This is a genomic window from Halorubrum sp. B53, assembly GCF_059752395.1.
In genome coordinates, this window is the sequence record NZ_MWTH01000015.1 from 613500 (window position 1) to 639214 (window position 25715).

Annotated in this window: 20 protein-coding genes; 12 read left to right on the forward strand and 8 right to left on the reverse strand. The window is 67.3% G+C overall.

All coding sequences use genetic code 11. The features are described 5' to 3' along the window. Nucleotides 1-64 precede the first annotated feature (64 nt). Nucleotides 65-1912 (reverse strand): bacterio-opsin activator domain-containing protein, encoded by a 1848-nt coding sequence (locus B4V06_RS15690; protein ID WP_498170557.1) that lies wholly within the window; start codon nucleotides 1910-1912, stop codon nucleotides 65-67. Between the two features lie 345 nt (nucleotides 1913-2257). Here B4V06_RS15690 and B4V06_RS15695 point away from each other — a divergent pair, with 345 nt between their 5' ends. The 11 genes from B4V06_RS15695 (at nucleotide 2258) to B4V06_RS15745 (ending at nucleotide 16954) form a co-directional block, all read left to right on the forward strand. Continuing rightward, nucleotides 2258-3289, forward strand: a complete 1032-nt coding sequence (locus B4V06_RS15695) for a 4Fe-4S dicluster domain-containing protein (protein ID WP_176329402.1) — start codon at nucleotides 2258-2260, stop codon at nucleotides 3287-3289. A 4-nt stretch (nucleotides 3290-3293) separates the two neighbouring features. Next, entirely contained in the window at nucleotides 3294-4565 is a 1272-nt protein-coding gene (gene nrfD / locus B4V06_RS15700) for an NrfD/PsrC family molybdoenzyme membrane anchor subunit (protein ID WP_498170559.1), read from the forward strand. Beyond that, nucleotides 4562-7819 carry a molybdopterin-dependent oxidoreductase gene (locus B4V06_RS15705; RefSeq protein ID WP_498170560.1) on the forward strand — a complete coding sequence of 1086 codons (3258 nt, stop codon included), beginning with the start codon at nucleotides 4562-4564 and terminating at the stop codon, nucleotides 7817-7819. Before nrfD ends, B4V06_RS15705 begins: the two co-directional genes overlap by 4 nt. Before the next feature lie 50 nt (nucleotides 7820-7869). Continuing rightward, nucleotides 7870-8547: a TorD/DmsD family molecular chaperone gene (locus B4V06_RS15710; protein ID WP_123114854.1), complete on the forward strand. Its 678-nt coding sequence runs from the start codon at nucleotides 7870-7872 to the stop codon at nucleotides 8545-8547. Nucleotides 8548-8558: 11 nt separating this feature from the next. Next, nucleotides 8559-9644, forward strand: coding sequence for an Mrp/NBP35 family ATP-binding protein (locus tag B4V06_RS15715; protein WP_176329401.1), 1086 nt, complete (start codon nucleotides 8559-8561; stop codon nucleotides 9642-9644). Nucleotides 9645-9910: 266 nt separating this feature from the next. Continuing rightward, entirely contained in the window at nucleotides 9911-12790 is a 2880-nt protein-coding gene (locus tag B4V06_RS15720; RefSeq protein WP_498170561.1) for a bacterio-opsin activator domain-containing protein, read from the forward strand. Nucleotides 12791-12968: 178 nt separating this feature from the next. Continuing rightward, entirely contained in the window at nucleotides 12969-13112 is a 144-nt protein-coding gene (locus B4V06_RS15725) for a rubrerythrin-like domain-containing protein (protein WP_123114856.1), read from the forward strand. Continuing rightward, the gene (gene gdhB, locus B4V06_RS15730) at nucleotides 13109-14398 is read left to right on the forward strand and encodes a glutamate dehydrogenase GdhB (RefSeq protein WP_176329400.1); all 1290 of its coding nucleotides are present in this window, start codon (nucleotides 13109-13111) and stop codon (nucleotides 14396-14398) included. The genes B4V06_RS15725 and gdhB overlap by 4 nt, the downstream gene beginning before the upstream one ends. A 171-nt stretch (nucleotides 14399-14569) precedes the next feature. Continuing rightward, nucleotides 14570-15217, forward strand: a complete 648-nt coding sequence (locus tag B4V06_RS15735; protein WP_498170563.1) for a ribonuclease HI family protein — start codon at nucleotides 14570-14572, stop codon at nucleotides 15215-15217. Nucleotides 15218-15468: 251 nt separating this feature from the next. Then, entirely contained in the window at nucleotides 15469-15924 is a 456-nt protein-coding gene (locus B4V06_RS15740) for an arsenate-mycothiol transferase ArsC (protein ID WP_498170565.1), read from the forward strand. 79 nt (nucleotides 15925-16003) lie between these two features. Beyond that, nucleotides 16004-16954 carry a halo transducer protein gene (locus B4V06_RS15745; RefSeq protein ID WP_498170567.1) on the forward strand — a complete coding sequence of 317 codons (951 nt, stop codon included), beginning with the start codon at nucleotides 16004-16006 and terminating at the stop codon, nucleotides 16952-16954. Nucleotides 16955-17001: 47 nt separating this feature from the next. Here the strand turns inward: B4V06_RS15745 and B4V06_RS15750 are convergent, their stop codons facing one another. Genes B4V06_RS15750 through B4V06_RS15775 form a run of 6 tightly spaced genes read right to left on the reverse strand, consistent with a single transcriptional unit; the run spans nucleotide 17002 to nucleotide 23522 of the window. Beyond that, the gene (locus B4V06_RS15750; protein ID WP_498170568.1) at nucleotides 17002-18021 is read right to left on the reverse strand and encodes a phosphate uptake regulator PhoU; all 1020 of its coding nucleotides are present in this window, start codon (nucleotides 18019-18021) and stop codon (nucleotides 17002-17004) included. A 2-nt stretch (nucleotides 18022-18023) separates the two neighbouring features. Further along, nucleotides 18024-18701: a phosphate signaling complex protein PhoU gene (gene phoU, locus B4V06_RS15755; RefSeq protein WP_498170569.1), complete on the reverse strand. Its 678-nt coding sequence runs from the start codon at nucleotides 18699-18701 to the stop codon at nucleotides 18024-18026. Then, nucleotides 18698-19612, reverse strand: a complete 915-nt coding sequence (pstB, locus tag B4V06_RS15760) for a phosphate ABC transporter ATP-binding protein PstB (RefSeq protein WP_498170570.1) — start codon at nucleotides 19610-19612, stop codon at nucleotides 18698-18700. The genes phoU and pstB overlap by 4 nt, the downstream gene beginning before the upstream one ends. After that, nucleotides 19609-21177, reverse strand: a complete 1569-nt coding sequence (gene pstA / locus B4V06_RS15765; RefSeq protein ID WP_498170571.1) for a phosphate ABC transporter permease PstA — start codon at nucleotides 21175-21177, stop codon at nucleotides 19609-19611. The genes pstB and pstA overlap by 4 nt, the downstream gene beginning before the upstream one ends. Beyond that, entirely contained in the window at nucleotides 21174-22301 is a 1128-nt protein-coding gene (pstC, locus tag B4V06_RS15770) for a phosphate ABC transporter permease subunit PstC (RefSeq protein ID WP_123112924.1), read from the reverse strand. Before pstC ends, pstA begins: the two co-directional genes overlap by 4 nt. A gap of 45 nt (nucleotides 22302-22346) precedes the next feature. Beyond that, a complete protein-coding gene (locus B4V06_RS15775; RefSeq protein WP_176329399.1) occupies nucleotides 22347-23522 on the reverse strand; it encodes a substrate-binding domain-containing protein in 1176 nt (391 codons plus the stop codon). A 458-nt stretch (nucleotides 23523-23980) separates the two neighbouring features. Between B4V06_RS15775 and B4V06_RS15780 the strand changes: the two genes are divergently transcribed. Continuing rightward, nucleotides 23981-25123, forward strand: coding sequence for an FAD binding domain-containing protein (locus B4V06_RS15780; RefSeq protein WP_498170574.1), 1143 nt, complete (start codon nucleotides 23981-23983; stop codon nucleotides 25121-25123). Between the two features lie 219 nt (nucleotides 25124-25342). Here B4V06_RS15780 and B4V06_RS15785 read toward each other — a convergent pair whose 3' ends face one another. Next, a complete protein-coding gene (locus B4V06_RS15785; RefSeq protein WP_123112926.1) occupies nucleotides 25343-25531 on the reverse strand; it encodes a hypothetical protein in 189 nt (62 codons plus the stop codon). Nucleotides 25532-25715: the final 184 nt, after the last annotated feature.

Below are 25715 nucleotides of genomic sequence, written 5' to 3' on the forward strand. Positions count from 1 at the left end.
CGGACCCGCGAGTCGCCTCAGGGGGTCGGCGGGCGGTATGCTCGGCGCGAGGCACTCCCGACGCTCACGGCGAGGCGGACGTCCCCGTCCCGTCGAACAGCGCCTCGAAGAGTTTCTTCTCCGCTGCCCGGAGGTGCTGGGTGAACGTCGTCTGTGAGATGTCCATCATCGACGCGACCTCCTCGCCGCTGTGTTCGCGGGGCCAATCGAAGAACCCCGAGAAGTACGCGGTACGCGCCGCCTCTCGTTGGCGCTCCGTCAACACGGCCGTCAGCTGTTTCCGGAAGGCGGCTTCGGTCTGGACGTCCCGCTCGCGCTCCCGCTGCGCGACCAGCGTCAATCCGTCGTAGGTCGTCCGAAGCGCGTTGACGACGCTTCGGATGTCGTTCGAGCTGGCGACCCGCGCGACCAGCCGTCCGGTGGTTCCGGTGAGCGAGAACGACTCGATGCTGGCCCCGTACCGCGCTAACGTCGTGACGACCGACGGTCCGCCGACCGAGAGCCGGTACAGCGCGCGGTCGTCGTACGTGTAGACGTGCTGGACGGTCTCGATGCACTCGGCGTCGGCCCCGTACTCGGCGACGACGTCCGGATCGGGCTCGTCGACGGTAACGTACTGGATCTGATTCTCGTCGCCGTCGTCGACGACGTGCTCGACCGTGACGGTACAGTCGAGCCGCGCCGCCATCGTTGCCAGCGGCTCGTCGACTCCCGTCAGCCGGAACTCCAGCTCGGTGACGCTGTCGGAGATGAGCGTCTGCTTGCTCTCGACGGCGCTGATGGCGTCCGCGATCGTTCGACCGAGTTCGAGGAACACGTCCCGGTCGATCAGGTCGAACGCCTCCGGGTTGCGGGTGACGACGCCGAGGACGCCGTACTCCGCGTCGCGGTAGGCGAGCGGAACGACGACGCATCGCTTGTTGTCCCCTGACTCCGACCCGTCGTCCTCGACGTCGGTAAACACGGGATCCCCGCCCTCCAGTGCCCGTTCGACCGGAGTCGGATCGGCGCTACACATGGCTTCGATGTGGCTCTCGAGCGGTCCGCGGTCGCTGCCGGCCCACGACTGCGGGCTCACCGTGCCGTCGACGAGTCCGCGACTCCCGATCCAAGCCGCATCGAAGAGGTCCGACGAGGCGAACTGCTCGCAGACGGCGGCCTCGATCTCGTCGCGCGTCGACGCGGCGACGAGTTCGCGGTTGATATCGCGGAGCACTTCGTTCGTGTTGTTCAGGACCGTCAGGCGCTCGTTCTGGTCCTCGATGCGGAGTTCGCGCTCCTTTCGTTCGGTGACGTCGCGCTCGATCGCGACGAAGCGGTCCACGTCTTCGTCCTCGGTGATCGGGGCGATCGTCGCGTCTATCCACAGCAGCTCCCCCGACTTCCGACGGTTCGTGAGTTCGCCTTCCCAGACCGACCCAGACGTGATCTGCCCCCAGAGATCCGCGTAGAAGTCGTCGCCGTGTTTCCCGGACTGCCAGAGCCGGGGGTTCTCCCCGATCACCTCGTCCCGCTCGTACCCGGTGACCGACTCGACGGCCCGGTTCGCGTACTCGATAGTCCCGTCGGAGTCGGTGAGAAAGATCGCGTGTCCGGCGTGTTCGATCGCCTTCCGAAAGCTCCTGAGGCGCTCGTTTGCCGTCCGAAGTTCCGTCTTGAGGGCGTCTTCCTCGGTGACGTACTCCGAGAGGTAGTACACCGTCAGCAGGGTGAGCGCGCTCACGACGAGGCCGGGAAGCTCTTCGAGCCCGGTGCTCGCCGTCTGTGCGGTGAGCAGTTGCCGGAGCGTCATAAAGGAGAACAGCAGCGTCAGGAAGCCGAACCGGCGGTCGCGGGTGCGAGCGAGCAGCAGGACGGAGTACCCGACGCCCAGCAGCCGCAGTCCGATCGAGAGGGCGATAATCCAGTTCATGCGGTTCGCGGGGTCTTCCGACAGCGGAAAGACCCTCGGCCGGGGAGCGTTCGTCCACTTCGACTCGACCAACTCATACGCGGGTGTAACCGGTCTCTTCGAATAATCCCTGTGGTCGGGTCGTCGCCCGGGACGCGGGCCGACGTGGCCCCGATCGACCCCGATCCAAACAGTATTGGTACCCGCGATATGGGGTGTCTCTCCGGTTTCGGGGCGACTCAGAGTATATTGGTATCACCCTCTCCACGGGGGACCGCGTACGAATACGTGTATGACCTCCAGGACTAACCGGCCGACGCGGGGGAAACCCCTCGTCGACGGGACGAACGGTGGCGGGTGGTCGCGATGAGCGCCGCGGACGACGACGCGCTCCCGGGGATCCCGAACGTCGGGAAGGCCGACCTCGACGCGATGGTGGAGAACGAGCGACCCGATCCGCGGGAGGAGCTCGCGGACGTCGAGGCGGACACGGACCTCGGCGTCGCGATGGCCGACGACGCACAGCGCGTCGCACGCGGTGAACTCTCCGGCGACGAGTACTGGGAGAAGTACGACGAGGCCGCGGCCGCCGAGTTCGGCGAGGCGTATCGGGAGACGCCGAACCCGGCGGTCGACGCCGGCGACCAGACCGTCTCGACCGAGACGGCCGAGTCGCTGAGCTGCGCCGTCGGCTCGATGGACACGGTCTCGACGGAGTCGGCGCAGGTCGAGGGCGACGAGCCGGAGGGCGGGATCGGCGCGGGCGACCAGAAGTGGGGGATGGTGATCGACCTCCAGAAGTGCGTCGGCTGCGACTCGTGTACGGTCGCCTGCAAGTCCGAGAACCGGACGCCGCCGGGCGTCTCGTACAACGTCGTGATGGAGGAGGAACACGGCGAGTTCCCGAACGTCACGCGGACGAACGTGCCCCGGCCGTGCATGCAGTGCGACAACCCGCCCTGCGTGCAGGTGTGTCCGGTCTCGGCGACGTACAAGATGGACGACGGCGTGGTCAACATCGACTACGACCGCTGTATCGGCTGCCGGTACTGCAACATCGCCTGTCCGTACGGCGCGCGGTACTTCGACTTCGGCGAGAACTACGACGACGAGGTCGACGGGGCCGGCGAACTGACCAGCCCCGAGTACGGCGTCGATCGGGGGTCGCGCGAGGAGGGGAAGTCGCCGATCGGCAACATCCGCAAGTGCAGCTTCTGTACGCACCGGCTGGAGCGGGGCGAAGAGCCCGCGTGCGTCGAGACCTGCGTCGGCGACGCCCGGAACATGGGCGACCTCGAGAACCCCGACAGCGACGTCGCGAAGATGGCCGACTCGTCGCGCGCGTTCCAACTAAAAGAGGACGAGGGGACCGACCCCAACGTCTACTACCTCAAATAAGCCAATGGCGACACAGAGTTCACGCTTCGAGTTCGACCCGGGCTTCGAAGACGACCGGCTGCGCGTCGCCTGGTACGCGGTCGTCGGCGTCCTCGTCGCCGTCGGCGCGTACGCGACGTACCTCCGGATCACGGGGGGGATGGCGACCACCAACCTCACGAGCGTCGTCCCGTGGGGCGCGTGGGTCGCCTTCTACATCTACTTCGTCGGCCTCTCCGCCGGCGCGTTCCTCGTGAGCACGATGGCCAACGTCTTCGAGGTCGAGGGGATGCACCGGATCGACCGCGACGCGCTGTTCGCGGCCGTCATCAGCATGGCGGTGGCGCTGCTGTTCGTCTGGATCGACCTCGGACGGATGGACCGGATGTACTTCCCGTTCATCTGGCGCCAGCTGACCTCCGCGCTCTCGTGGGAAGTGCACGCCTACGTGGCCTACATCGGGATTCTGGTCACGGAGCTGTACTTCTCGATGCGGATCGACCTCGCGCGGGTCGCCGAGCGCACGTCGGGGCTCAAAAAGCGGTTCTACGCGGCGCTCGCGCTCGGCCGGCTGGACACGAGCGAGGGGTCCGAGGCGTTCGACCAGCGCTGGCTCAAGCGGGCCGGCATCGTCGGGATCCCGCTGGCGATCTTCATGGTCCACGGCGGGACCGGCGTGCTGTTCGCCGTCTCGAAGGCCCGTCCGTACTGGAACAGCGGGCTGTTCCCGGTGATCTTCGTCATCTCGGCGCTGCTCAGCGGGACTGCACTCGTGATGGTGATCTACGTGCTCCGGACCCGGCTGTTCGACGGCGACTCGGTCGACCCGGACCTGCTCGACCGGCTCGCACAGCTGCTGATCGGCTTCATTATCATCGACGCCGCTCTGACCGCCATCGAGACGTTCATCGCGATCGCCAGCGTCCACCCCCACGAGATCGAGACCTGGAACGTCATCATGTACGGTCCGATGTCGTGGTCGTTCTGGTGGTTCATGATCGGCTTCAGCTGGGTGTTCCCGATGGTCCTGCTGAGCAATCGGTCGTGGCGGCGCACGCCGGCGGTGATGGTGCTCGCCGGATTGAGCGTCGTCGTCGGGATCGTCGCGGTGCGGTTCAACATCGTCGTCCCGGCGCAGGTCATGCCGGTGATGGAGGGGCTTCCCCACGGGTCGTACTTCCCGACAGTAGTCGAGTGGGGGACGAGCGTCGGCATGATAGGCGTCGGACTGCTGCTGTACACGGTCGGCGCGGAGACGCTGCCGTTGACGCCGCTTACCGGAGGTGACCACGAATGAGTACCGACGATTCGGGCGATGACGGCGCGAGGGTCTCGCGCCGCGACTTCGTCAAGGCGGCCGGGAGTATCGGAGTCATCGCGGCGGCGAGCAACGCCGCGGTCGACGTGGACGTCGACGACCTGTGGACGGACGACGAACACCACTACGTCGGAGACGAGTACGGCGAGTACGGCGCGAGCGACGTGATACACACCACCTGCGGGCAGTGTAACACGTTCTGTCCGATCAAGGTCCAGCTCGCGGACGGGAGCGGGACCGGCGAGTACAGCTCGCTCGTCCGGAAGCTCGCCGGGAACCCGTACTCGTTCCTCAACACGCAGCCGTTCTCGCAGGTGCCCTACGAGAGCGACCCGGAGGACGTGGCGATGGGCGACGTCGAGGGGAGCGGCGACGTCGACACCGACCGCTGGTCGCTCTCGGGCGGCCGGATCTGTTTAAAAGGGCAGGCGGGCATTCAGACGGCGTTCGACAGCTACCGCGTCCGCCAGCCGATGAAACGGGTCGGCCCGCGCGGGTCGGGCGAGTGGAAGACCGTCTCGTGGGACCGGGCCATTCGTGACATCGTCGAGGGCGACGACGACCTCGGCCACCCCGGACTCGAAGACATCTGGGGGTACGCCCCGCAGGAGACGGTGATGAGCGACTGGGAGGCCGTCCAGAACGGCGAGCTGTCCAAGTCGGCGTTCGACGAGAAGTACGCGGACGACCTCATCGACACCGACCACCCCGACCTGGGACCGAAGTCCAACCAGATCGTCGACGTCGGCGGATTCCGGCGAAACTTCATCCGCAACCGGCTCTGGCATCAGGGGTTGGGGTCGATAAACAGCGTCCACCACGCCGGGACCTGCGGCGTCTCGAGCGTGATGGGCAACGTCCGCTCGCACGCCGCCAAGAAGAAGCGGCAGTACCCCGACATCGAGAACTGCGAGTACCTCATCGCGTGGGGGACCAACCCCATGGTCGCCAACAAGGGCCCGACGTGGCTCGCGCCGAAGCTGACGAACGCCATCGAGGACGGGATGCGGATGGACGTGGTCGACCCGCGGCTCTCGAAGACGGCCGAAAAGGCCGACACGTGGGTCCCCGTCGAACCCGGCGCGGACGGGGCGCTCGCGCTCGGGATGGCGCGGTGGATCATCGAGAACGACCGCCACGACCTGACGTACCTCCAGAATCCCTCGCGGTCGGCCGCGAGCGACGACGACGAGCCGACGTGGAGCGACGCGACGCACCTCGTCCTCGTCGACGAGTCGGCGGGGCCGAAGGCGCGCGCCGCCGACCTCGGGCTCGTTCCGGAGGGCGCCGAGACCGCCGGCGACTTCGTCGCCGTCGACGCCGCCACTGGCGAGCCGCGCCCCGCGAGCGAGGTCGACACGGCCGTTCTCGACGTCGACGTGACAATCGACGGGACGGCGGTCCGGAGCGTCTGGAACCAGTACCGCGAGCGTGTCTTCGAGCACACCGTCGAGGAGTACGCCGAGATGGCCGGCGTGCCGGCCGAGCAGATCGCGGAGATCGCCGACGAGTTCACCAGCCACGGCAAGCGCGCGGCGATCATGGCCTACCGCGGTCCGGCGAAGCACACGAACGGCTTCTACAACACGCGGGCGATCGCCACCCTCCAGCACCTCATCGGGAACTACGACTGGAAGGGCGGCCAGATCACGCCGTACGCCGGTTACGACACGATGTCCGGCCGGTACGAACTCGGTTCGGTACCCGACGGCCACTCGCCGTGGGGGATCCCCCTGCTCCGCGGCGGCGTCAACTACGAGGACACCTCGCTGTTCGACCGCGACGACGGCTACCCGGCAAAGCGGCCGTGGTTCCCCGTCGCACCGCCGCAGGCGACCCAGGAGCTCTACGGGAGCGCCGCGGACGAGTACCCGTACGGCGTCGAGGCGCTGTTCATCCGCCCGTACTCGAACAACCACGTCATGGCGGTCGCCGGCGGCGACGAGATCCCGGCGATCCTCAAGGACACGGAGACGATTCCGCTGATCGTCGCCTCGGACACGGTCATCGGCGACACGAGCCAGTACGCGGACTACATCCTGCCCGAGCCGACGTACCTCGAACGGTGGGAGAACTTCGGGACGTACCCGAACAAGCGGCTGGCCGACGAGAAGATCAGCCAGCCGGCCGTCTCCGTCGTCCCCGACGCGCGCCCGTTCGAGGACGTGCTCATCGAGCTGTGGTCGGAGATGGACCTGCCGGGCGTCGGCGAGGAGGCCATCCCGGACGCGGACGGCGACCTGTGGCCGCTCGAGCAGGCCGAGGACTTCTACCTGAAGCTCGCGGCCAACATCGCGCACGGTCGCGATCCGGTCGCGGACGCGAGCGAGGACGAGCTCCGGGTGTTCCGCGAGAGCCACGAGAACGGGCTCGGCGATCAGTTCGACCTCGACCGCTGGAAGGCGGCGGTCACCGACGAGGAGTGGCCGAAGGTCGTCACGGTGTTGAACCGGGGCGGCCGCTTCGAGGAGCCGACCGAGGGCTACGAGGAGGCGTTCGCCGAGCACGGTCACGGGTACGACTACGCCGAGCGCGAGGACGACTCGAACGCCTACGACGGCGAGCACATGCGGTACAAGCTCGAATCGCGCGTCGACTTCTACAGCGAGGTCGTCCCGAAGGGGAAACACTCCTTCACCGGCGAGCGGTTCGACCCGCTTCCGCGGGTCGACGACGTCGAGCACTACGACGGAACCGTTCAGGCCGCGGTGAGCGGCGACGACGACCGGGAGCGCCCCCTCCGGCTGATCAACTGGAAACCCCGGACGCAGGGGATGCACCGCACCCAGAACAGCCCGTGGCTCCGCGAGACGCGCCCGGAGAACCCCGTGTGGATCAACCCGCGGGACGCCGACGAGCGCGGCATCGAGAACGGCGACGACATCGTCCTCGACGCGGGACGCGAGACCGTCGACGCCGTCGCCATGGTCACGAGCGGGATCCGCCCCGGCGTCGTCGGCGCGATGTGGGGGTGGGGCCGGACCGGCGGCGGCGCGACGGCCGAGACGGTCGACGGCGAAACGCGCCCGGCGGTCGAGGCCGACGGCCACAGCGACTACCAGTTCGACGAGCCGATGACCGAGGAGGCCGGGTACGCGAAGGGCCGGGACGCCGGCTTCGCGATCAACCACGTCCAGCCGTTAGACGAGGTGCTCGGCGACACCGGGCTCTCGGACCTGGTCGGCGGGAGCAACGCGCAGTACGACGCCTTCGTCGACGTGGAGCGGCGGTGATTCGCGTGTCCGAACACACGGACACGGACGACGGCCGCGAGGAGGCCGCGATGGCCACGGCCCGCGCTCGGCTGTACGGGCTGTTGGCCGCGACCTTCGACGGCGAGACGGAGACGACCGCCGCCGCGCTCGACCGGGGGGCGTTCGCGGCCGTCGCCGACGTGTTCCCGATCGACATCGAGACGGCGGACCTGCGCGGCGACGGCTACGACGCCGACGCGTTGGGCGTCGGGTACGACAACCTGTTCGTCGTTCCCGGGACCCACTACGTTCCGCCGTTCGCGTCCGCTCACGCGACCGACCCGAGCGAGGCGTTCGAGTCGGACTCGCGGTACCACACCGCCGGCGAGGCCGGCGAACTCCTCGGCGATCCGGCGGCCGACATGGCGAAGCTGTACGCAGCCGCCGGGTTCTCGCCCGAGCGCGGGGACGAGATCCCCGACCACGTCGCCGCCTGCTTCGAGTTCATGCGCGCGCTCTGCGAGCGAGAGGCGGCTCTCCTCGAAGGCGAGGGAACCGAAGCGGACCTCCGTGCGGTCCGCGAGCTGCAGTCCCGGACGCTCTCCCGTCTGGGCTGGATCGACCGGTTCGAAGCCGCCGTCGCGAGCAGCGACACGGTCGAAGGCGTCTTCGCCGCGATCGCTCGGCTCGCCCGGACGTTCACCGCGTGGGACGCGCGAGAAGTCGTACAGACCGAGCCGCAGCCGTCCGAAACCACACCCTCGTAACCACTCAACAGATGCCACCAACAACGACAGACATCGCAGACGACGACCTCCGTGATCGCCTCCGCGCCGTCGACGACCCGGCGCTCGATACCGACATCGTTAGCGCCGGACTCGTCACGGACATCTCCGTCGACGACGGGACCGCCGCCGTCGAGCTCGCGCTCGGCGCGCCGCACGCCCCGGACGAGGCCGCCATCGCGGAGCGCGTCCGCGAGGTCGCCGACGAGGCGGGGATCGACGTCGAGCTGTCGGCGAACGTGCCGCTGTTCGATTCCGCCGAGTCGTCGGTTCTGCCGGGGGTTAAAAACGTGATCGCCGTCGCCTCCGGAAAAGGAGGCGTCGGGAAAAGCACCGTCGCCGTCAACCTCGCCGCCGGCCTCGCCGACCGCGGGGCGAACGTCGGGCTGTTCGACGCCGACGTCTACGGCCCGAACGTCCCGCAGATGCTCGGCGCCGACACCGACCCCGACGTGACGACCGTCGACGGCGAGGAGCGGATCGAGCCGCCGACCGCCCACGGGTTGAAACTGATGAGCGTCGGGCTGATGATCGAAGACGACGATCCGGTGGTCTGGCGCGGCCCGGTCGCCCAGAACACCCTCACCGACCTGTTCGCCGACGTGTCGTGGGGGTCGTTAGACTACCTCGTCGTCGACCTCCCGCCGGGAACCGGCGACGTCCAGCTGACGGTGCTTCAGCACTTACCCGTCACGGGGACCGTCGTCGTCACGACGCCGCAGTCCGTCGCGGTGGGCGACACCCGCAGGGGTATCGAGATGTTCGGTGAGTACCAGACCAACGTGTTGGGCGTCGTCGAGAACATGAGCGGCTTCGTCTGTCCGAACTGCGGAGACGCGCACGAGATATTCGGCGAGGACGGCGGCCGTGCGCTGGCCGACGCGGTCGACGTCCCGTACCTCGGGTCGCTTCCGCTGGACCCGGCGATCCGCGCGGGCGCCGACGCCGGCGAGCCGATCGTCGGCCGGGACGCCGGTGAGACCGCGGAAGCGTTCCGAGACCTGTCGGCGACGGTCGCGAACAAAGTCGGCGTGCTGCGACGCCACCACCGCCGAACCACGACCGACGAGAGCGGGTGAACGTCCGCTGAGCTCGGGTGAACGTCCGCTGCGCTCGGGTGAACGTCCGCTGCGCTCGGGTGAACGTCCGCTGCGCTCGGGTGAACGTCCGCTGCGCTCGGGTGAACGTCTGCTGCGCCCGGGTGTCCACGCCGTCTCCGAAGTTCGAGCGAGTGGGGTTGAATACTAAATAACAGGGGTTTTAGTTGTCTATCGAGTACCTGATGGCATCGACAGCCCATCGCGCGTGGTACCGAACTCCGTGATTGGCGCCTTCGACTCACCACATGAACGCCGAGACACGTAGCGTCCTCGACACGTCCGCCGTCGTCGTCGTCGGCGACACGCCGTGGATAACGTCGTACGCCGCCGCGCTCCGAGAGGAGTTCGACGCGACGGTCCACGAGGTGTCGACGGGGTCGGCGGCACAAGAGAAGCTCCGCGAGACGACCGTCGACTGCGTGGTCACGGACGACGGCCTCGCCGGAACGACGGGGGTCGACCTCGTGCGCCGCATCCGCGATACGTCCGCGTCGCTCCCGGTGATTCTGGGGACGGCCGACGGCAGCGAACGCCTCGCCAGCGAGGCGATCGAGGCCGGCGTCACCGATTACATCGCCGTCACGGATCCGTCGGACGACACCGTCACCGACGCGCTGCGGCGAACCGAGCGGGCGCTCCGGCGGGCCCAGCGCTCGGCCACGCAGCGAGAGCGTGCGCGACAGTTCGACGCCATCTTCCACGATACCAGGTCCGCGACGTGGGTGCTCGACCCCGACGGGACGCTGACACGCGTCAACCAGGCCGCCCGCGACATGGTGGACACGGACGCCGACGCCGTCGTCGGCGACCCGTTCTGGACGCTTCCCTGGTGGCCCGACGACGGCCAGACGAGGGACGACGTCCGCCGGCTCGTGGACGCGGCCGGAGACGGCGAGTTCGGGCACGCCGTCGTCATCCAGGACGCCGCGACGGGCTCCAGCGTTCTGGAGCTCTCCGTCCAGCCGGTCACCGACGGGCGCGGCGAGCTCGTCTCGATCATCGTCGACAGCGTCGAAATCACCGACCGCGTCGACCTCGAACGGGAGCTCCGACGCTCCGAGGAGCTCCACCGCGTCACGCTCAACAACATGACCGATACCGTCCTCATGACCGACGAGGGCGGTGAGTACACGTACGTCTGCCCGAACGCGCACTTCATCTTCGGGTACACCGCCGACGAGATCCGGGAGCTCGGAACGATCGAGGACCTGCTCGGCGAGGACCTCTTCGACCGCGAGCGGCTCGCTGATGAGGGAGTCTTGAAGAACATCGAGACGACGGCGACGGACAAGGCCGGCCGCGAACACACGCTGTTGGTGAACGTCCGCGAGGTCGCTATTCAGGACGGGACGCTGCTGTACAGCTGTCGGGACATCACGAAACGGAAGCAGCGCGAACGGTCCCTGGCCGCTCTCCAAGAGACCGCACGGGACTTCCTCTACGCCGAGACGCACCAGGAGATCGCCCAGCACGTCGTCGACGACACCGCGGACGTCCTTGGCCTCGACGCGAGCGCCGTCTACCTCTTCGACGCCGACGACAACCATCTCCAGCCCGTCGTCCACTCGCAGGCGATGCGGAACGCCCACGGTCCGCTGCCAGCCGTTCACGCCGACGGGAACGACCTCGTGAGCCACAGCTTCGTCGAGAACGACGCCGCCTTCTTCGCGGACGTCCACGACGCGGACCGCCTCGCGAACGTCGCGACCGACCTCCGGAGCGCGGCGTACGTCCCGCTCGGCAACCACGGCGTGTTCGTGGTCGGCTCGACGGAGGTCGGCGCGTTCGACGAGGTCACGCGAGAGCTCACCGACCTCCTCGCCGCGACCGCGGAGGCGGCGCTCGACCGCGTCGACCGCGAGTCGCAGCTCCGCGAACAGGACCGCGAGCTCCAGCGACAGAACGACCAGCTCACCGCGCTCAACCAGATCAACGAGACTATCCGCGAGATCGATCAGGCGCTCGTGCAGTCCGAGACCCGAGAGGAGATCGACCACACCGTCTGCGACCGCCTCACCGCCGACGGCCGCTTCCAGTTCGCCTGGATCGGCACGCTCGACGGGCCGAGCGAGACGGTGACGCCGCAGGCGTGGGCCGGAACCGATCAGGGGTATCTCGACACGCAATCGTTCCCCGTGGCCGCTGAGAACGTCGAGCCCGCGGGCCGGACCGCGGCGACCGGAGCGATGACGCTCGTCTCGAACGTCGCGGCCGACCTCCGCGCGGCCTCGTGGCGCAAGGACGCGATCTCGCGCGACCTGCTCTCCGCGCTGAGCGTCCCGCTGGTGTACAACGACCTCTCGTACGGCGTCCTGACGGTGTACGCGACCACGCCGGACGCCTTCGGTGAGACCATCCGGTCCGTGTTCGCGGAGCTGGGAGAGACGATCGCCGCCGCCATCAGCGCGAGCGAGCGCAAGCGGGCGCTGCTCACCACGTCGATGACCCGGGTCGAGTACGCGGTCACCGATCCGTCGTTCGTGCTGACGCAGTTGGCGGCGGCCGCCGACTGCACGCTCACCTACGAAGGCGGCGTCCAACAGACCGCCAGCGGCAACTACGTCTTCGTCACCGTCGACGACGCGCCGCTCGACGCCGTCGTCGACGCGGCGAACGGCTTCCGGGTCGTTGAGGGCGTACAGCGCATTCGCGGCGGTGACTCCGGCGGCGTGGTGCGACTCCGGTTGTCCGAGCCGTTCCTCGCGACGGAGCTCGCCGATCACGGCGCCGTCCTTCGGGGTGCGACCGCTACGCAGACGGACACGGAGCTGGTTATTGACATCTCCCAGGGCGTCGAGGTCAGGCACGTCACTCGGTTCGTCAGCGAGCGGTTTCGCGACGTCGCGCTCACGTCGAAGCAGACGCGGGAACAGGCGTCCGAACACGGGCTCTACGCGTCGGTGCTCGACCAACTGACCGACAGACAACTAGAGGTGCTGGAGACGGCGTACTACAGCGGGTTCTTCGAGTCCCCGCGGGAGGCGACCGGGGAGGCCGTGTCGGACTCGCTGGACATCTCTCCCCAGGCCTTCTATCAACATATCCGAACCGCACAGCGGAAGCTGTTCACGTCGCTGATCGACGACCACTCGCCCGTCGTTACGCAGTCCGCCGACGGCACCTGACGGAGACGAAACACTGCCGGCCGGCGGGTGGATGATTGCCTCCTCGGTACCTATGGGTTGAATTATAAACTCCTCATCGAATCGCTTTGCTTCATGCTCAACTACCGAGTATTCCCCCGTACGGCCACTCTGTGTGAGTAGAGTGCCCGGCGAGAGACCGCCGGCGTTCTCGGTTACCATGAGAGACGCCACCCAAAATTCGGCCGCGGAATCGCCCTACGAGTGTTTCGAGTGCGGAAACGTCGTGCTCTCGGAAACGAGTCCCGGCACGTGTCCCGACTGCGGCGGCGAGATGCGAAACCGCCGCATGCCGGTCGAATGACGATGGCCTCGACATCAGCGACACGGGACGAGGAGCCGAGCGAACCGGAGTCCGCGTTGCAGACGGCGCGCCGCCAGCTCCGGCAGGCCGCCGATCACCTCGACGTCGATCAGAACATCATCGAGCGGCTCGAGCACCCGAAAACCGTCCACGAGGTCACCGTTCCGATCGAACGCGAAAGCGGCGAGGTAGAGCTGTACACGGGGTATCGCGCCCAACACGACAGCGTCCGGGGCCCGTTCAAGGGCGGGCTTCGGTATCACCCCGACGTGACGCGCGAGGAGTGCGTCGGACTCGGGATGTGGATGACGTGGAAGTGCGCCGTGATGGATATCCCCTTCGGCGGTGCGAAAGGCGGGATCGCGGTCAACCCCAAGGACCTCAGCGAGTCCGAAAAGGAACAGCTGACGCGCCGGTTCACCGACGAAATCCGGTCCGTCATCGGCCCGACGAAAGACATCCCCGCGCCCGACATGGGGACGGATCCGCAGACGATGGCGTGGCTGATGGACGCCTACTCGATGCAAGAGGGCGAGACGATCCCGGGGGTCGTCACGGGGAAACCGCCCGTCGTCGGCGGGAGCGAGGGACGCGATTCGGCGCCCGGCCGGAGCGTCGCTATCATCGCCCGCGAGGCGATCGCGTACTACGACAAGGAGATCGCGTCGACCTCGGTCGCCGTGCAGGGCTTCGGGAGCGTCGGGGCGAACGCGGCGAAGTTACTCGACGACTGGGGGGCGAGCGTCGTCGCCGTGAGCGACGTCAACGGCGGCATCTACGACGCGAACGGGTTGGACACGCACGCGATTCCCTCGCACGACGAAGAGCCGGAGGCGGTGCTTGGGCACGGCGCCCCGGAGACGCTGACCAACGACGAGCTGCTGGAGCTCGACGTGGACGTGGTGATTCCGGCGGCGATCGGAAACGTCCTGACGGCGGAGAACGCCGACGACGTCGCGGCCGACATCGTTATCGAGGGAGCGAACGGACCGACGACGAGCGCGGCGAGCGCGGTCTTCGCCGAGCGGGACCTCCCGGTGATCCCGGACATTCTGGCCAACGCCGGCGGCGTGACGGTGAGTTACTTCGAGTGGCTCCAGGACATCAATCGGCGCGCGTGGTCGCTGGACCGCGTTCACGACGAGCTCGAAACGGAGATGCTGGCGGCCTGGCAAGACGTCCGCGAGGAGTTCGAGACCCGTGACGTGACGTGGCGCGACGCGGCGTATATCGTCGCGCTCGAACGGGTCGCGGAGGCCCACGAGATTCGCGGTCTCTGGCCGTGACCGACGCCACCGGGCGTCGGTATTCGACCCGGTACTAGGGCGGCGAGCGGCCGCGAGACGAGGTGCCGAACTCGGTCTGCAGGGTCGGGACCCACGTACTTTTGTCCGTTCTGACTAATGTGAGTACACTGATGAACCGGCGAGAACGATGGGGGCGGATCGGCGGCTAAGATGGACCGCTTACCGACGGCGACGCTGTCGCCGCTTGCCAGTCGCGTCGACGCGGTGCTCGCGTTACACGAGTACGAGATACGGCCCGCGATCGACGCGATCGATGCGGCCGTCGCCGGGTTCGGTGGACTGTTCGACCCGGAGACGACTGACGGCGAGATCCGAACGGCAGTCGACGAGATACTCGCCGGGGATCCGCCGTCTGTCGGAGAACGGTGCTGCGATTCCGGTGGGAGCGACGTCGTGCTGTACGTCGACGGGAGTTCGCGCGGGAACCCCGGACCGGCCGGCGCGGGAGCCGTCCTCCGGGCCGACGGCGAGTCGTTCGCGGAGTTGGGGCGGCCGGTCGGGGCGAGAGCGGAGAACAACACCGCGGAGTACGCCGCGCTTCACCTCGGATTGGAGGCGCTCGTTTCGCGGTGTGACCCGACCGCGGTGGAGATACGCATCGATTCGATGACGGTGATCAACGATATCTGGCGGGACGGCGACGGCGTCGCCGCGGCGGCGCCGTATCGACCGGCGATCCTGGATCACCTGTCCGCGCTGTCGGCGTGCGAGTGGACGCACCTCGCCGATCACGAGCCGAATCCGGCCGACGCTCGGGCCGCTGTCGGAGCCGACATCGCCGCGCTCGGCCCGGGATAACGGGGTCCCTCGTCGCGCGATCGCCGGTCTCGGGCGAAGCGAGGTCGTCCGTTTCCTCCGGCCCCTCGAGGTGCACGGCGTGTCGCGTGCGGCGTTCGGGGTAGTCGCCCAGCGTCGTGCCTGGCGTTCCGGAGGAAACCGGTCGCCGTTCGGACGGTGCCGGGAACGGTGTTTAGATCACTATAGCGCTCTATACCCCTCAATACCGGTCCCAAGCAACGATTATGGTGATTCCTCCTGCATACCCACTCGTGACCAATCACAGCGCTCAGCCGGACCACCGGATCGCGTTCGTCTGCGTCCAGAACGCAGGACGGAGCCAGATGGCGGCGGCGTTCGCAGAGCGCGAACGTGACGACCGCGACGCGGGCGATCGGATCGAGATCATCACCGGCGGGACACGGCCCGCCGACCACGTTCACGATGTCGTCGTGGAGGCGATGCGTGAACTGTCCGTCGAACTCGGCGATCGAACGCCGCGAGAGGTGACGCCCGACGAACTGCGGGCGGTCGATCTGGTCGTCACGATGGGGTGTTCGGCGTCGGACGTCTGCCCGGCGACGTGGAACGGCGAGAGCCGCGATTGGGGACTCGACGATCCGCACGGGCAGTCGCTCGAGGACGTACGCGAGATTCGCGACGAGATCGAGAACCGCGTCGTCGCCCTGTTCGATGAGCTCCTGTCGGAAACCGCGTCCGCGGAGTGACGCGAATGCGGAGTAACTCAAACGACGAGTGCCCGATGCCGGCAGATCTCTACCGAACCACCACGCAAAAATGGGACGCATGACCGAAGCGGAATCCGACGACGACTCGGTGAGCCTCGACGGACTGCCTGTCGAACGAGCGGCTACCGGCGTTACTGGTGGCGAGGAGCAGTCCGACAAGGTCCGAGAGACACTCGCGATCGTTGCGCAGGATGGCATCGTCCGCCGGACAGCCGTCGATGACGCGGTCGCGAACGCGTCGATGGTGGTGACGACCGCCGAGACGCGAGTCGAGGTCGCGGCCGACAAGCTGGAGAGCGCACGGGCGACGGCCACTCCGGTCTCGGATCTGGATCTCGTGGCGGCGCGCATCGACGACTTCGATGCACGGCTCACCGCGATCAATAATAGGGCAGACGACCTCGGGGAGGCCGTACAGGAGGTACTCGCGATGAAGGCGGACGGCGATCTCTACGAGATTGCCCGACGGATCAGACGGGTGACGAACGCTGCTACCGAGGTCCAACGCGCCGCCGATGACCTCCAGTTCGAGCTCGAGTCGTTCGAAGAGTGGCTCGGTGACGCCGATCGGCGCATCGAGGAACTCACCGCCGACATCGATGCACTCGCAGAGTCTGTAAACGAGCTCGACGACGTCGCCGAAATCCTCGCTGGCGACCACAGCGGTCCCGAGCACGATTCGGCACGGACGTGGGCCACAGCGATGGTTCGGCACCGCGTCGTGGCGTTGATGATCGCGGATCTCCAAGCCGAGCTGGAGACGCTTCGAATCTGGGCCGAGCGCGTCGGTGAGACGCCGCCGTCGGACATCGATCACAGGATCGAAGCGGCTCAAGCCAGCCACGAGGCGGTCGGCGAGCGACTCACCGCGTGCGCCGAACCGGCGTGGATCGATCGGTTCGACGACCAACTAACGGCGCTCGACGAGGCGCTCGAAGAGATGGAGCCGCCGGTCCCATGGGCCGAGGTCGAAGCCGTTGCCGAGAAACACCGGCCGGCGATCGAGTAGCGACCGCCGTCCCCGAAGCGAGATTATCGGTTGTCTCCCTCGAACCGTCAGATGTCGATGTTTTCGGCCCGGATCGCGGTTCTCGCAGCGATATCGGCCATGTAGCGACCGCAGTCAGCCGCCCGTTGCAGGTGAGAGAGCGCGTTCGACAGCGCGACTGCCGCGGGCACCGAGTCGGAAACGGACTCGTTATACAACCGTTGTTCGACCGTCTCAATACGCTCGACGGCCTCGTCATACTGATCTCTCGCCCGTTGCGCCGTCGTTCTGTCCCTGTCGAGGACAGCGGTTACCGCGTCGTCTACAGCGCCCGCGACGTCGTCGGCCGCGGTGCATACGTCTGCGGCCACCTCGTCTGCGGGCGGCTCGGGGTGTTTTTGCCCGGTGGTGGCGATCCCGACAGCCTGATCGGCGACGGTTTCCAGGCGATTGGCGAGAGCGTAGTAGGCGAACAGCTCGGGGCGAGCGACGCCCAGCGCGTCGAGCTCGGCGTGCGAGACCAGTGACCGCGAGAAGTGTCGCGTGACCATCTCCGCGGAGCGGCGCGCCTCGTCAGCGCGGTCACGGATTCGTGCGTGTGTGTCGGGGGCGTCAACGAACGCGGCGGTCGCGTCACGGAGGAGTGAAACGACTACGTACTGGAGCTGGACTATCGACTGCCGGACTGAGACGGACGACGTGTCCAAGAGGTGTCTGATCGTGATCTCCGCGTTCGATTCACTGAGGATGTTCGTCCCGACCAGATCCCGAACCGTCGACCGCACGGCGTTGCGCTCCGCGTCGGAGAAGCTGTTCGCCCGACGCAGCGTTATCGTCTCGAACCCGATCGCGTGAGCCGTTCGGACGGCGCGCCTGACGGTTTCGGTACCGTCGCCGTCGGTTTCGACCGATGCTTCGTCCAGACAGTCGACGTCCGCGTCCGAGGATCGAATGAGGATCGACCCGTCGCGATGCGTGTACAGCTGCAGTTCCATCCCGACCTCGAAGCCGTGGTTCGTCGCCCAGCCCTTCGGAATCGAAACGGTGAACGTGCCGCCGCCGACCTCCTGTAGCTTCCTGGTCTCCATGGTCAATAGATCAGCTCTGGATCGCCGTCGCTCATGTACAGCGCGCGCGCAGCGATGTTGACGGCGTGATCGCCGACTCGTTCGAGGTCGCGGATCGTGAGCAGCAACCGTGACACGTCGTCGAGCAGTCGTTCGATCTCCCAGCGGTCGGATTCGCCGGCGATCAGCTCGCGCACGACGGCTTCGCTGGCGTTCTGACACGCCGCATCGAGTTCGTCGTCGCGGTCGGCGATCGCTCGGCACGCCTCGGAATCGGCGTCGACGTACGCGTCGATGGCCTCCCGGACCTGCGTATAAGCGGTCTCGCCGATCTGTTGAATGCGGACTTCCGCGATGATTTCCGAGCTGCCGGCGAGGGTGTAGCGAGCGAGGTTCGTCGCGAGGTCGCCGATCCGCTCTAGGTCGGTGAGGATCTTGAACGACGCAGCGACGAAGCGGAGGTCCGAGGCGACGGGCTGTTGGAGCGCGATCAAGTCGATACAGTCGCCTTCGAGCTCGAGGTATCGGTGATTGATTCGGTCGTCGCCCTCGATCACCTCGCGAGCCAGCCCGTGGTCGTCGCGTTCGAGCGCGTCGAGGGCCCGCAGGAGCTGACCCAGCACGTCGTTCGCCATCGACTCGATATCGGCCCGCAGCTCGTCCAGCGACTCGCGGTACGCTTCGCGGGGCACGTCGATCACCCGAACTTCCCGCTGACGTAATCCTCGACGCGTTGGCTCTCGGGGTTCTCGAAGATCTTGTCCGTGTCGTCGTACTCGACGAGCTCGCCGCCGGTCAGGAAGACCGCGGTCTGGTCGGAGACCCGGGCGGCCTGTTGCATGCTGTGGGTGACGACGACGACCGTGTAGTCCTGCGCGAGGTCCTCGATGAGGTCCTCGATCTTCGAGGTGGCGATCGGGTCGAGCGCCGAGGCCGGCTCGTCCATGAGGATCACCTCCGGGTCGACGGCCAGGCATCGGGCGATACAGAGGCGCTGTTGCTGGCCGCCGGACAGACCGAGCGCGTTATCCTCCAGCCGGTCGCTCACCTCCTCCCACAGCGCGGCCCGTTCGAGCGACCGCTCGACGAGCGCCTCCTCGCGGTCGGGCTCCGCGCGGCCGGTCAGCTTGGCGAGCAGTCCGGTCTCGATATCGCCGTGTTTCCGCGGTCCGTAGGAGACGTTCTCGCGGATCGACTTCGGGAAGGGATTCGGACTCTGGAACACCATCCCGACTCGCTTGCGCAGCTCGACGAGATCGACGCCGTCCTGGTAGACGTCCTCCCCGTCGAGCTCGACCGTCCCGTCGACGCTGGCGGCGCGGATACGGTCGTTCATCCGGTTGAGACACCGGAGGAACGTCGACTTCCCGCATCCGGACGGACCGATGAGCGCTGTGACGCTCCGCTCGGGGATATCCATCGAGACGCCCTTCAGCGCGTGGTCGTCGCCGTAGTGGACGTCGAGGTCCTCGACGGCGAGTTTCGTCTCGCCGCCGGCCTCGTAGCGCGTCCACTCGGGACGCGTCTCCTCGACGGTCTCGCCGGCGGTCGTGGAGACCCCCTGGCCGTCGGTGCGGTTCGCCGCGATCTCTGCGGTGTCTGTCTGACTCATTGGTGGAGTTTCCGTCTGAAGTAGTAACGCGTCGCGATGCCGATGGCGTAAAAGACCAGCACGACGAGCAGCAGCGTCAGCGCCAGTCCCCACGCGTACTCCTGCGGGCTCTGGATGTTCCCGCTCAGGCCCGCCGTGATGAGCGCGTACAGCTGGTACGGCAGCGCGCTGGTCGCCTCCAGCAGCGCGGGATTGCTGACGAACGGCGGGGACCCGCTCAGTTGGAAGCCGCCCAGCACGTCGGGCGCGGCCGACTTCGCCGGGAGGACGCCACCGCCCATCGTCAGCAGGATCGGTGCAGTTTCGCCGGCGATACGGCCGACGCCGAGGATGACGCCGGTGGTGATTCCCGGGATCGCCGCGGGGAGGACGACGCTCCGGATCGTCTGCCACTTGGAGACGCCGAGCGCCGCGCTGGCGTCGCGGTACTCGTCGGGCACCGCGAGTATCGCCTCTCGGCTCGTGATCAACACCAGCGGCAACAGCATGAACCCGAGCGTCAACATCCCGGCGATCAGCGATTTCTGATTGCCGAAACGCGGGATCAGGAAGGCGGCACCGAACAGGCCGAACACGATGCTCGGCGTGCTCCAGAGGCCGTTGGTCGCCACCTCGACGGCGCCCGTGAACCGCCCCTGCTCGGCGTACTCGCTGAGGAACACGGCGGCGCCGACGCCGGTCGGCACGGCGAAGAGGACGGCGCCGATGACCAGCCAGACCGTTCCGACGAGGGCGGGGAACACGCCCGCGACGTCGGCTAACAGCCCGGCACCGTTGGTCAGGAACGGCCAGCTGATGAGAGCCCCACCCCCGACGCCGAACCCGTTGAACAGCCCGGGGAGCCCTTTCACCGTGACGAACGCGACGAGCCCGACGAGCACGGCTAGTATCGAACAGACCACGAGGTAGATGAGCACGTACGCCCCGACGTTCCGCCCGCGAGCGCCGAACCCGCCGTACGCTTTCGCGGCGCTCCAGCCGCTCACGAGCGAGGCGAACAACACGACTGCGGGAACGACGGTGTCGCCGAACAGCGTCGCGTTGTACCCGGTGAGCGCCCGCTCCCATCCGGGGCCGACGACGCCGGTGACGAGCGCCAGCCCGCAGAGGCCGGCGACGGCCCCCGCGGGGACCGTCGATCCGATGTCTTCGCGGGGGAGCGCGGTCGCCGCGAACGCGATTCCGCCGAGGACCGCTCCGGCCCCGAACCGGGCGCCGATCCCGAGCCCGGCGGCTCCGGAAACGACCGCGCCCACGGCGAACCAGATCCCCGTGAACGCGGCCGCAGCGACGAGTCCCGCGCTGGGCTGGGGCGCCGCGTCGACGTATTCGAGCCGTGATGCGACCCCGAAGCCGACGACCGCCAGTCCCAGCGCGAGCAGCGTCGCACCGAACACGACCGACAGTTCGAGGCCGGCGACCGGATCGTCGATCGCGACGACGCCCAACAGCGCCGCCAGACCGGCCGCGAACGCGACGCCGGAGAGCCCGACCGCGGCCCCGGCGGCGGCCTCGTACAGCGTGCGGTCGTCCCGGACGAGCGCACTCCGGGTCGCGCGGCTCATTCGACACCCCCGAGGCGGCGACGCATCCGCGCCTCGATGTACTGCGAACCGACGCTCAGACACAGCACGGTCACGAACAGAACGACGCCGGCGGCGAACAGCGCGCTCTCGTGGACGCCGTTCGCGCTGCCGTAGCCGCGGGCGATGAGCGAGGTGAGCGTCTCGTAGCCGTAAAAGACGTTCACGAGCGGCTCGCTGATCCGCGGAATGCCGGCCAGCATCACCGTCGCGGCCATCGTCTCGCCGATGGCCCGCCCGACTCCGAGGAGGACGGCCGCCGACACGCCCGAGAAGGCCGCGGGAAGCGTGATCGAGGTCATCGACTGCCAGTCGGTCGCCCCCAAGGCGAGCGACCCGTTTTTCATCACGTCCGGGACGCTCGTCAGCGCGTCCTCGGCCACGGAGACGACGGTCGGTAACGCCATTAGCCCGACGACCATCCCGACGAACAGGTACGTCGAGCCGCCGTTGAGCGCGAACGCCCCGCTCGCCCACGGGTTGATGACGGTGAATCCGATGAAGCCGTAGACGATAGAGGGAATGCCCGCCAGTATCTCGATGCCCGGCTTGACGAGCTCGCGGACCCGCGGCGGTGCGATCTCGGCGATGAACAGCGCCGCGGCGACGCCGAGCGGGGCCGCCACGAGCGTCGCGATGGCCGTCACCATCACCGTCCCGTGGATCATCGGGAGCAGCGAGTAGCGCACGGGCTCCGAGACGGCGTCCCAGCGCGCCTGTGCGAACATCCCGAGTCCGGGCACGGAGACGCCGAACACGCTCGCCGTCTCGTACTGAAACGCCGGGATCGATTCGGCGAAAATGAAGGCGACGATGAGCCCGAGCGTCACGAGCGTCACCGTCGTCATCGCGAACGTGACCGCGCGGGCGACGAGCGCTTGGTGGCGCGCCCAGCCGTAGCCGGTGGCGATCAGGAACGCGCCGAGCGGAACGGCGGTCCACGGCGACGCCAGCAGGAACCCGACGAACGCGGCGAGTAGCGACCCCATCGAGGCGAGGACCACCGCCAGCGCCTCCGGGTCCGTATCGTCGACGAACTCCCGCGTTCTCGTCAGCCGTCGCTCGATGCTCGCGCGCCAATCGGTTTGAGGGGTAGTGAGTGACATATAATGGGGTCGGGCCGCGAAGCGAGCGTCTGCGCGACCGCAGACCTAGGCCTGATCGGGGAGCTTCTCGCGCTCGGCCTCGATGTCGGACGTCGGCAGCGTGATGTAGTTGACGTCCTCCACGAACGTCTTCTGGCCGAACTCAGTCAGGAACATGTTGAGGAACGCGGCCTCACGCATGTCCGTCCCCTCGGGCGTCTCCTCGTTGATCCGAGTGTACATGTGCAGGTCCCGGTTCAGCGGGTACTCGGAGTCGAAGATGGTGTTCTCGGCGTCGGGGTCCGGGCGGAAGACGGTGCCTTCGAAGTCGATCGCGATCGCCTGGATCCCCGACCCGGAGAACGCCAGCGCCATGTAGCCGATGGCGTTGTCGTTGTCTTGGAGGACCTGTTGGACCTGCTGGTTCTGCCCGAGGCGCGTGTCGACGTCCATCGGGGCGTCGGCGTCGCCGAGCATGTTCAGGCGGAAGGAGGTGTCCGTCCCGGAGCCCTCGGCGCGGCCGACAACGTAGATCTCCTGATCGGGCCCGCCGACCTCGCTCCAGTTGGTGATATCGCCCTGGTAGATGCCGCGGATCTGCTCGCCGGTGAGCTGTTCGACGCCGGCGTCGTAGATCGCCTGACTGACGAACACCGGCTGGCCGTCGCGGCCGACGACGTGGTCGACGTAGTTCTCGTCGCGCTGCTCCTCGCTGATGTCCAGTTCGGCCGTGATCGGCCCGGAGGAGTTCCCGATGTCGACGAGCCCGTCTCGGACCGCCTCGCAGCCGGTCCCCGAGTGGCTCAGCGCGACGCGGGTCGCGAACGGCGGATTCGACCGCTCGCCGGTCGGCTCGAAGCCGTACAGGCTGGCGAAGTAGTCGGCGATGTTCTGGTCGGTCTCGATCTGGTCCCACCCGGCGACCGACGACTCGTCGTTGGCTCCCCAGTACTCGCCGTCGCTCGCCGGCGAGTTCGAGTTCCAGTAGGAGCTCCCCTTGTTCGAGATGGGGTACACCGTTGACGACCCCTCGGCCGTCACCGTCGCCGGAGCCGACGAGCCGGAGTCCATCGTGTTCCCCTCCTCGCCCCCGCTGCCGCCGTCGCTGCCGTCGCCGCCGTCGCTATCGTTATCCCCGGTACCGCTGCACCCAGCGAGACCGGCCGCCCCAACGGCGGCCGTCGTGAGCAGATACTTTCGGCGTGATACCGCGTCCGCCTGACGCCCCGAAGCACGTGACATCAGGTGATTCCAGGTACAGCTCAATTAAACAGGTTTATAATAGGTTAGTGTACTGATACGTTCTACTCCCGTGGTGGCACTATCGAGCGGTAGCAGTTGCTACCGTTATAGACCGGTATATAGCCATACGCCGTCGGACGACGCTCCCGATCCGTAACCGCTGTGTCCCGAGGGCAACCGAACTCACCGGACGGTAACCCGGTGACTCGTCCGTCTCCTCGTTCATGGACGCGTTTGAAAGCGGGATACGGCGACGACGAGTTGCGCGAGTCGCCGATCGCGGCCAAGTTGAACGGGTACGCCGCCGGACACGATGTTGGTATCGCCGAGGAGTTTCCGACACCCGATCGCGGGAGGGCCTAGACACCGCGAATGTGGTGAAGCGGCAACCGCCGCGAGAAGCCGCGCGGCATCGATCGACCCGTAGGCTTTCACCTGTCACGCGGTAACGGACCGGTGTGTCTCAAGACCAGTCTCATCAGTCCGTTTCCGGTCTCGATGTGCTCATCTCCGGCGGATCGATGGGCGGGCTCTTTACGGGGATTTCGCTCGCGCGGTCGGGCCACTATCCGACGATCTACGAACGGTCGGCAGGGGCGCTCAAAAGCCGCGGCGGCGGGATCGTCGCCCAACAGAACATCCGCCGGTTTCTCAGCGACCACGGCATCGTTGACCCCGAGGCTATCACGACGCGGTCTCACGAGCGCCGGTTTCTCACGGAGAGCGGGGACGTCGAGCGCGCCGTGTCCGAGACGATGGTGTTCACGTCGTGGGACGCGCTCTATCGACAGCTCCGCGACGCCTTCCCCGACGAGCGGTACCGGACGGGGACAGCGGTCACAGGCGTGACGCCCGAGACGGCGACCGTCACGATCGATGACGGGACGGAACGGACGGCGGACGTAGTGGTCGCCGCGGAGGGCGGTCAGTCGACGACGCGTGCGCAGCTACATCCCAGCGTGGAACCGGAGTTCGCGTCCTACGTCGCGTGGCGTGGCGTCGTCGACGAAGCGGGCCTCCCGGCCGCGTGTGTCGAGACGTTCGACGAGACGTTCACGTTCTACCAGGGGGCCGATCAGCTCGTTCTCGCGTACTTTATTCCGGGCCCGGACGGCGAGACGGCACCGGGGTCGCGTCGGCTCAACTGGGTGTGGTACGACACGCTCGACGGGCGGGACCGGCGCGCGATATTCACGGACACGAGCGATACCGAACGACGGTTCTCCGTGCCACCGGGTCGGTTGCGCGATCCGATTCGCCACCGACAGCGCGAGCGCGCAGCGACGCTCCCGCCCGTGTTCGAGACCCTGGTCAACGAGACGCCGGATCTCTTCGTGCAGGCGATTTACGACCTGACGGTACCGAAGATGGTCACGGATCGGGCGTGTCTGCTCGGTGACGGCGCGTTCGTTGCCCGCCCGCACACGGCGGCCGGGACGGCGAAGGCGGCCGGCGATGCGACCGCGCTCGTCGACGCGCTTGCGAGCCACGGATCGGTCGACGACGCGCTCGCGGCGTGGAGTCGAACACGCACCGAGTACGGCACCACGCTCGTCGCCCGCGGGAAGCAGATGGGTGACGTGCGGCTGAATCTGGACTGATCGGGGCTCGACTGACCGCCTGAACGAGTGCCGCGTGGTACGGCCGTCGAGCGGGCTAGCGACCGGTTGGAGTTGAGATATCTCTCAGCTTTCGACAGAGCCGGAATCGGATGTCGACACGGCTGCTCACGTGCCGCTTTGCTGGGCGATCCGCTCGTGAGCTATGCGGGGTCCTTGTTGGATCCTGAGTCGGGAGTCACGACGACAGTTCGGAGAAAATCACGTCGGTTCTCGGAGTAGTGGTCGGTGTCTGCTGAGCGTACTTCCGATCAGCGTGAGTATGACGAACAACCCGAGTATGACGAGCAGGCCGCCGACCACCGGTTCAGAGAAGCGGTAGAGGACCCAGCCTAGAGCCAGGTTCGCGGTGGCTATCGCGAGCGGGTAGATGGTTTCCAGCAGGTACATCGTTCTCGGGTCAGCCTACACCAGGGTTTGTTAAAGAGACTACTAAAACACAAAGAGCTGGTTAAGCTTGAGAGCCGGTCTCACAAGGCTCGGTCGGTACGCGGGGTTTGATCCCGTGGGCGAGGGTTAGGGGCGCTGTAACGTCTACCCAGAGCAGTTCCGTGTTGGTCTGATCGAGGAACGA

Bases quoted from the DNA above. Each gene is read 5' to 3' on its own strand.
- B4V06_RS15735 (WP_498170563.1), top strand. From the start codon at position 14,570: ATGGACCGCTTACCGACGGCGACGCTGTCGCCGCTTGCCAGTCGCGTC.
- B4V06_RS15750 (WP_498170568.1), bottom strand. From the start codon at position 18,021: ATGGAGACCAGGAAGCTACAGGAGGTCGGCGGCGGCACGTTCACCGTT.
- pstB (WP_498170570.1), bottom strand. From the start codon at position 19,612: ATGAGTCAGACAGACACCGCAGAGATCGCGGCGAACCGCACCGACGGC.
- B4V06_RS15725 (WP_123114856.1), top strand. From the start codon at position 12,969: ATGAGAGACGCCACCCAAAATTCGGCCGCGGAATCGCCCTACGAGTGT.
- B4V06_RS15715 (WP_176329401.1), top strand. From the start codon at position 8,559: ATGCCACCAACAACGACAGACATCGCAGACGACGACCTCCGTGATCGC.
- B4V06_RS15720 (WP_498170561.1), top strand. From the start codon at position 9,911: ATGAACGCCGAGACACGTAGCGTCCTCGACACGTCCGCCGTCGTCGTC.
- B4V06_RS15745 (WP_498170567.1), top strand. From the start codon at position 16,004: ATGACCGAAGCGGAATCCGACGACGACTCGGTGAGCCTCGACGGACTG.
- B4V06_RS15705 (WP_498170560.1), top strand. From the start codon at position 4,562: ATGAGTACCGACGATTCGGGCGATGACGGCGCGAGGGTCTCGCGCCGC.
- gdhB (WP_176329400.1), top strand. From the start codon at position 13,109: ATGACGATGGCCTCGACATCAGCGACACGGGACGAGGAGCCGAGCGAA.
- B4V06_RS15775 (WP_176329399.1), bottom strand. From the start codon at position 23,522: ATGTCACGTGCTTCGGGGCGTCAGGCGGACGCGGTATCACGCCGAAAG.
- B4V06_RS15785 (WP_123112926.1), bottom strand. From the start codon at position 25,531: ATGTACCTGCTGGAAACCATCTACCCGCTCGCGATAGCCACCGCGAAC.
- nrfD (WP_498170559.1), top strand. From the start codon at position 3,294: ATGGCGACACAGAGTTCACGCTTCGAGTTCGACCCGGGCTTCGAAGAC.
- pstA (WP_498170571.1), bottom strand. From the start codon at position 21,177: ATGAGCCGCGCGACCCGGAGTGCGCTCGTCCGGGACGACCGCACGCTG.
- B4V06_RS15710 (WP_123114854.1), top strand. From the start codon at position 7,870: ATGGCCACGGCCCGCGCTCGGCTGTACGGGCTGTTGGCCGCGACCTTC.
- pstC (WP_123112924.1), bottom strand. From the start codon at position 22,301: ATGTCACTCACTACCCCTCAAACCGATTGGCGCGCGAGCATCGAGCGA.
- B4V06_RS15690 (WP_498170557.1), bottom strand. From the start codon at position 1,912: ATGAACTGGATTATCGCCCTCTCGATCGGACTGCGGCTGCTGGGCGTC.
- B4V06_RS15695 (WP_176329402.1), top strand. From the start codon at position 2,258: ATGAGCGCCGCGGACGACGACGCGCTCCCGGGGATCCCGAACGTCGGG.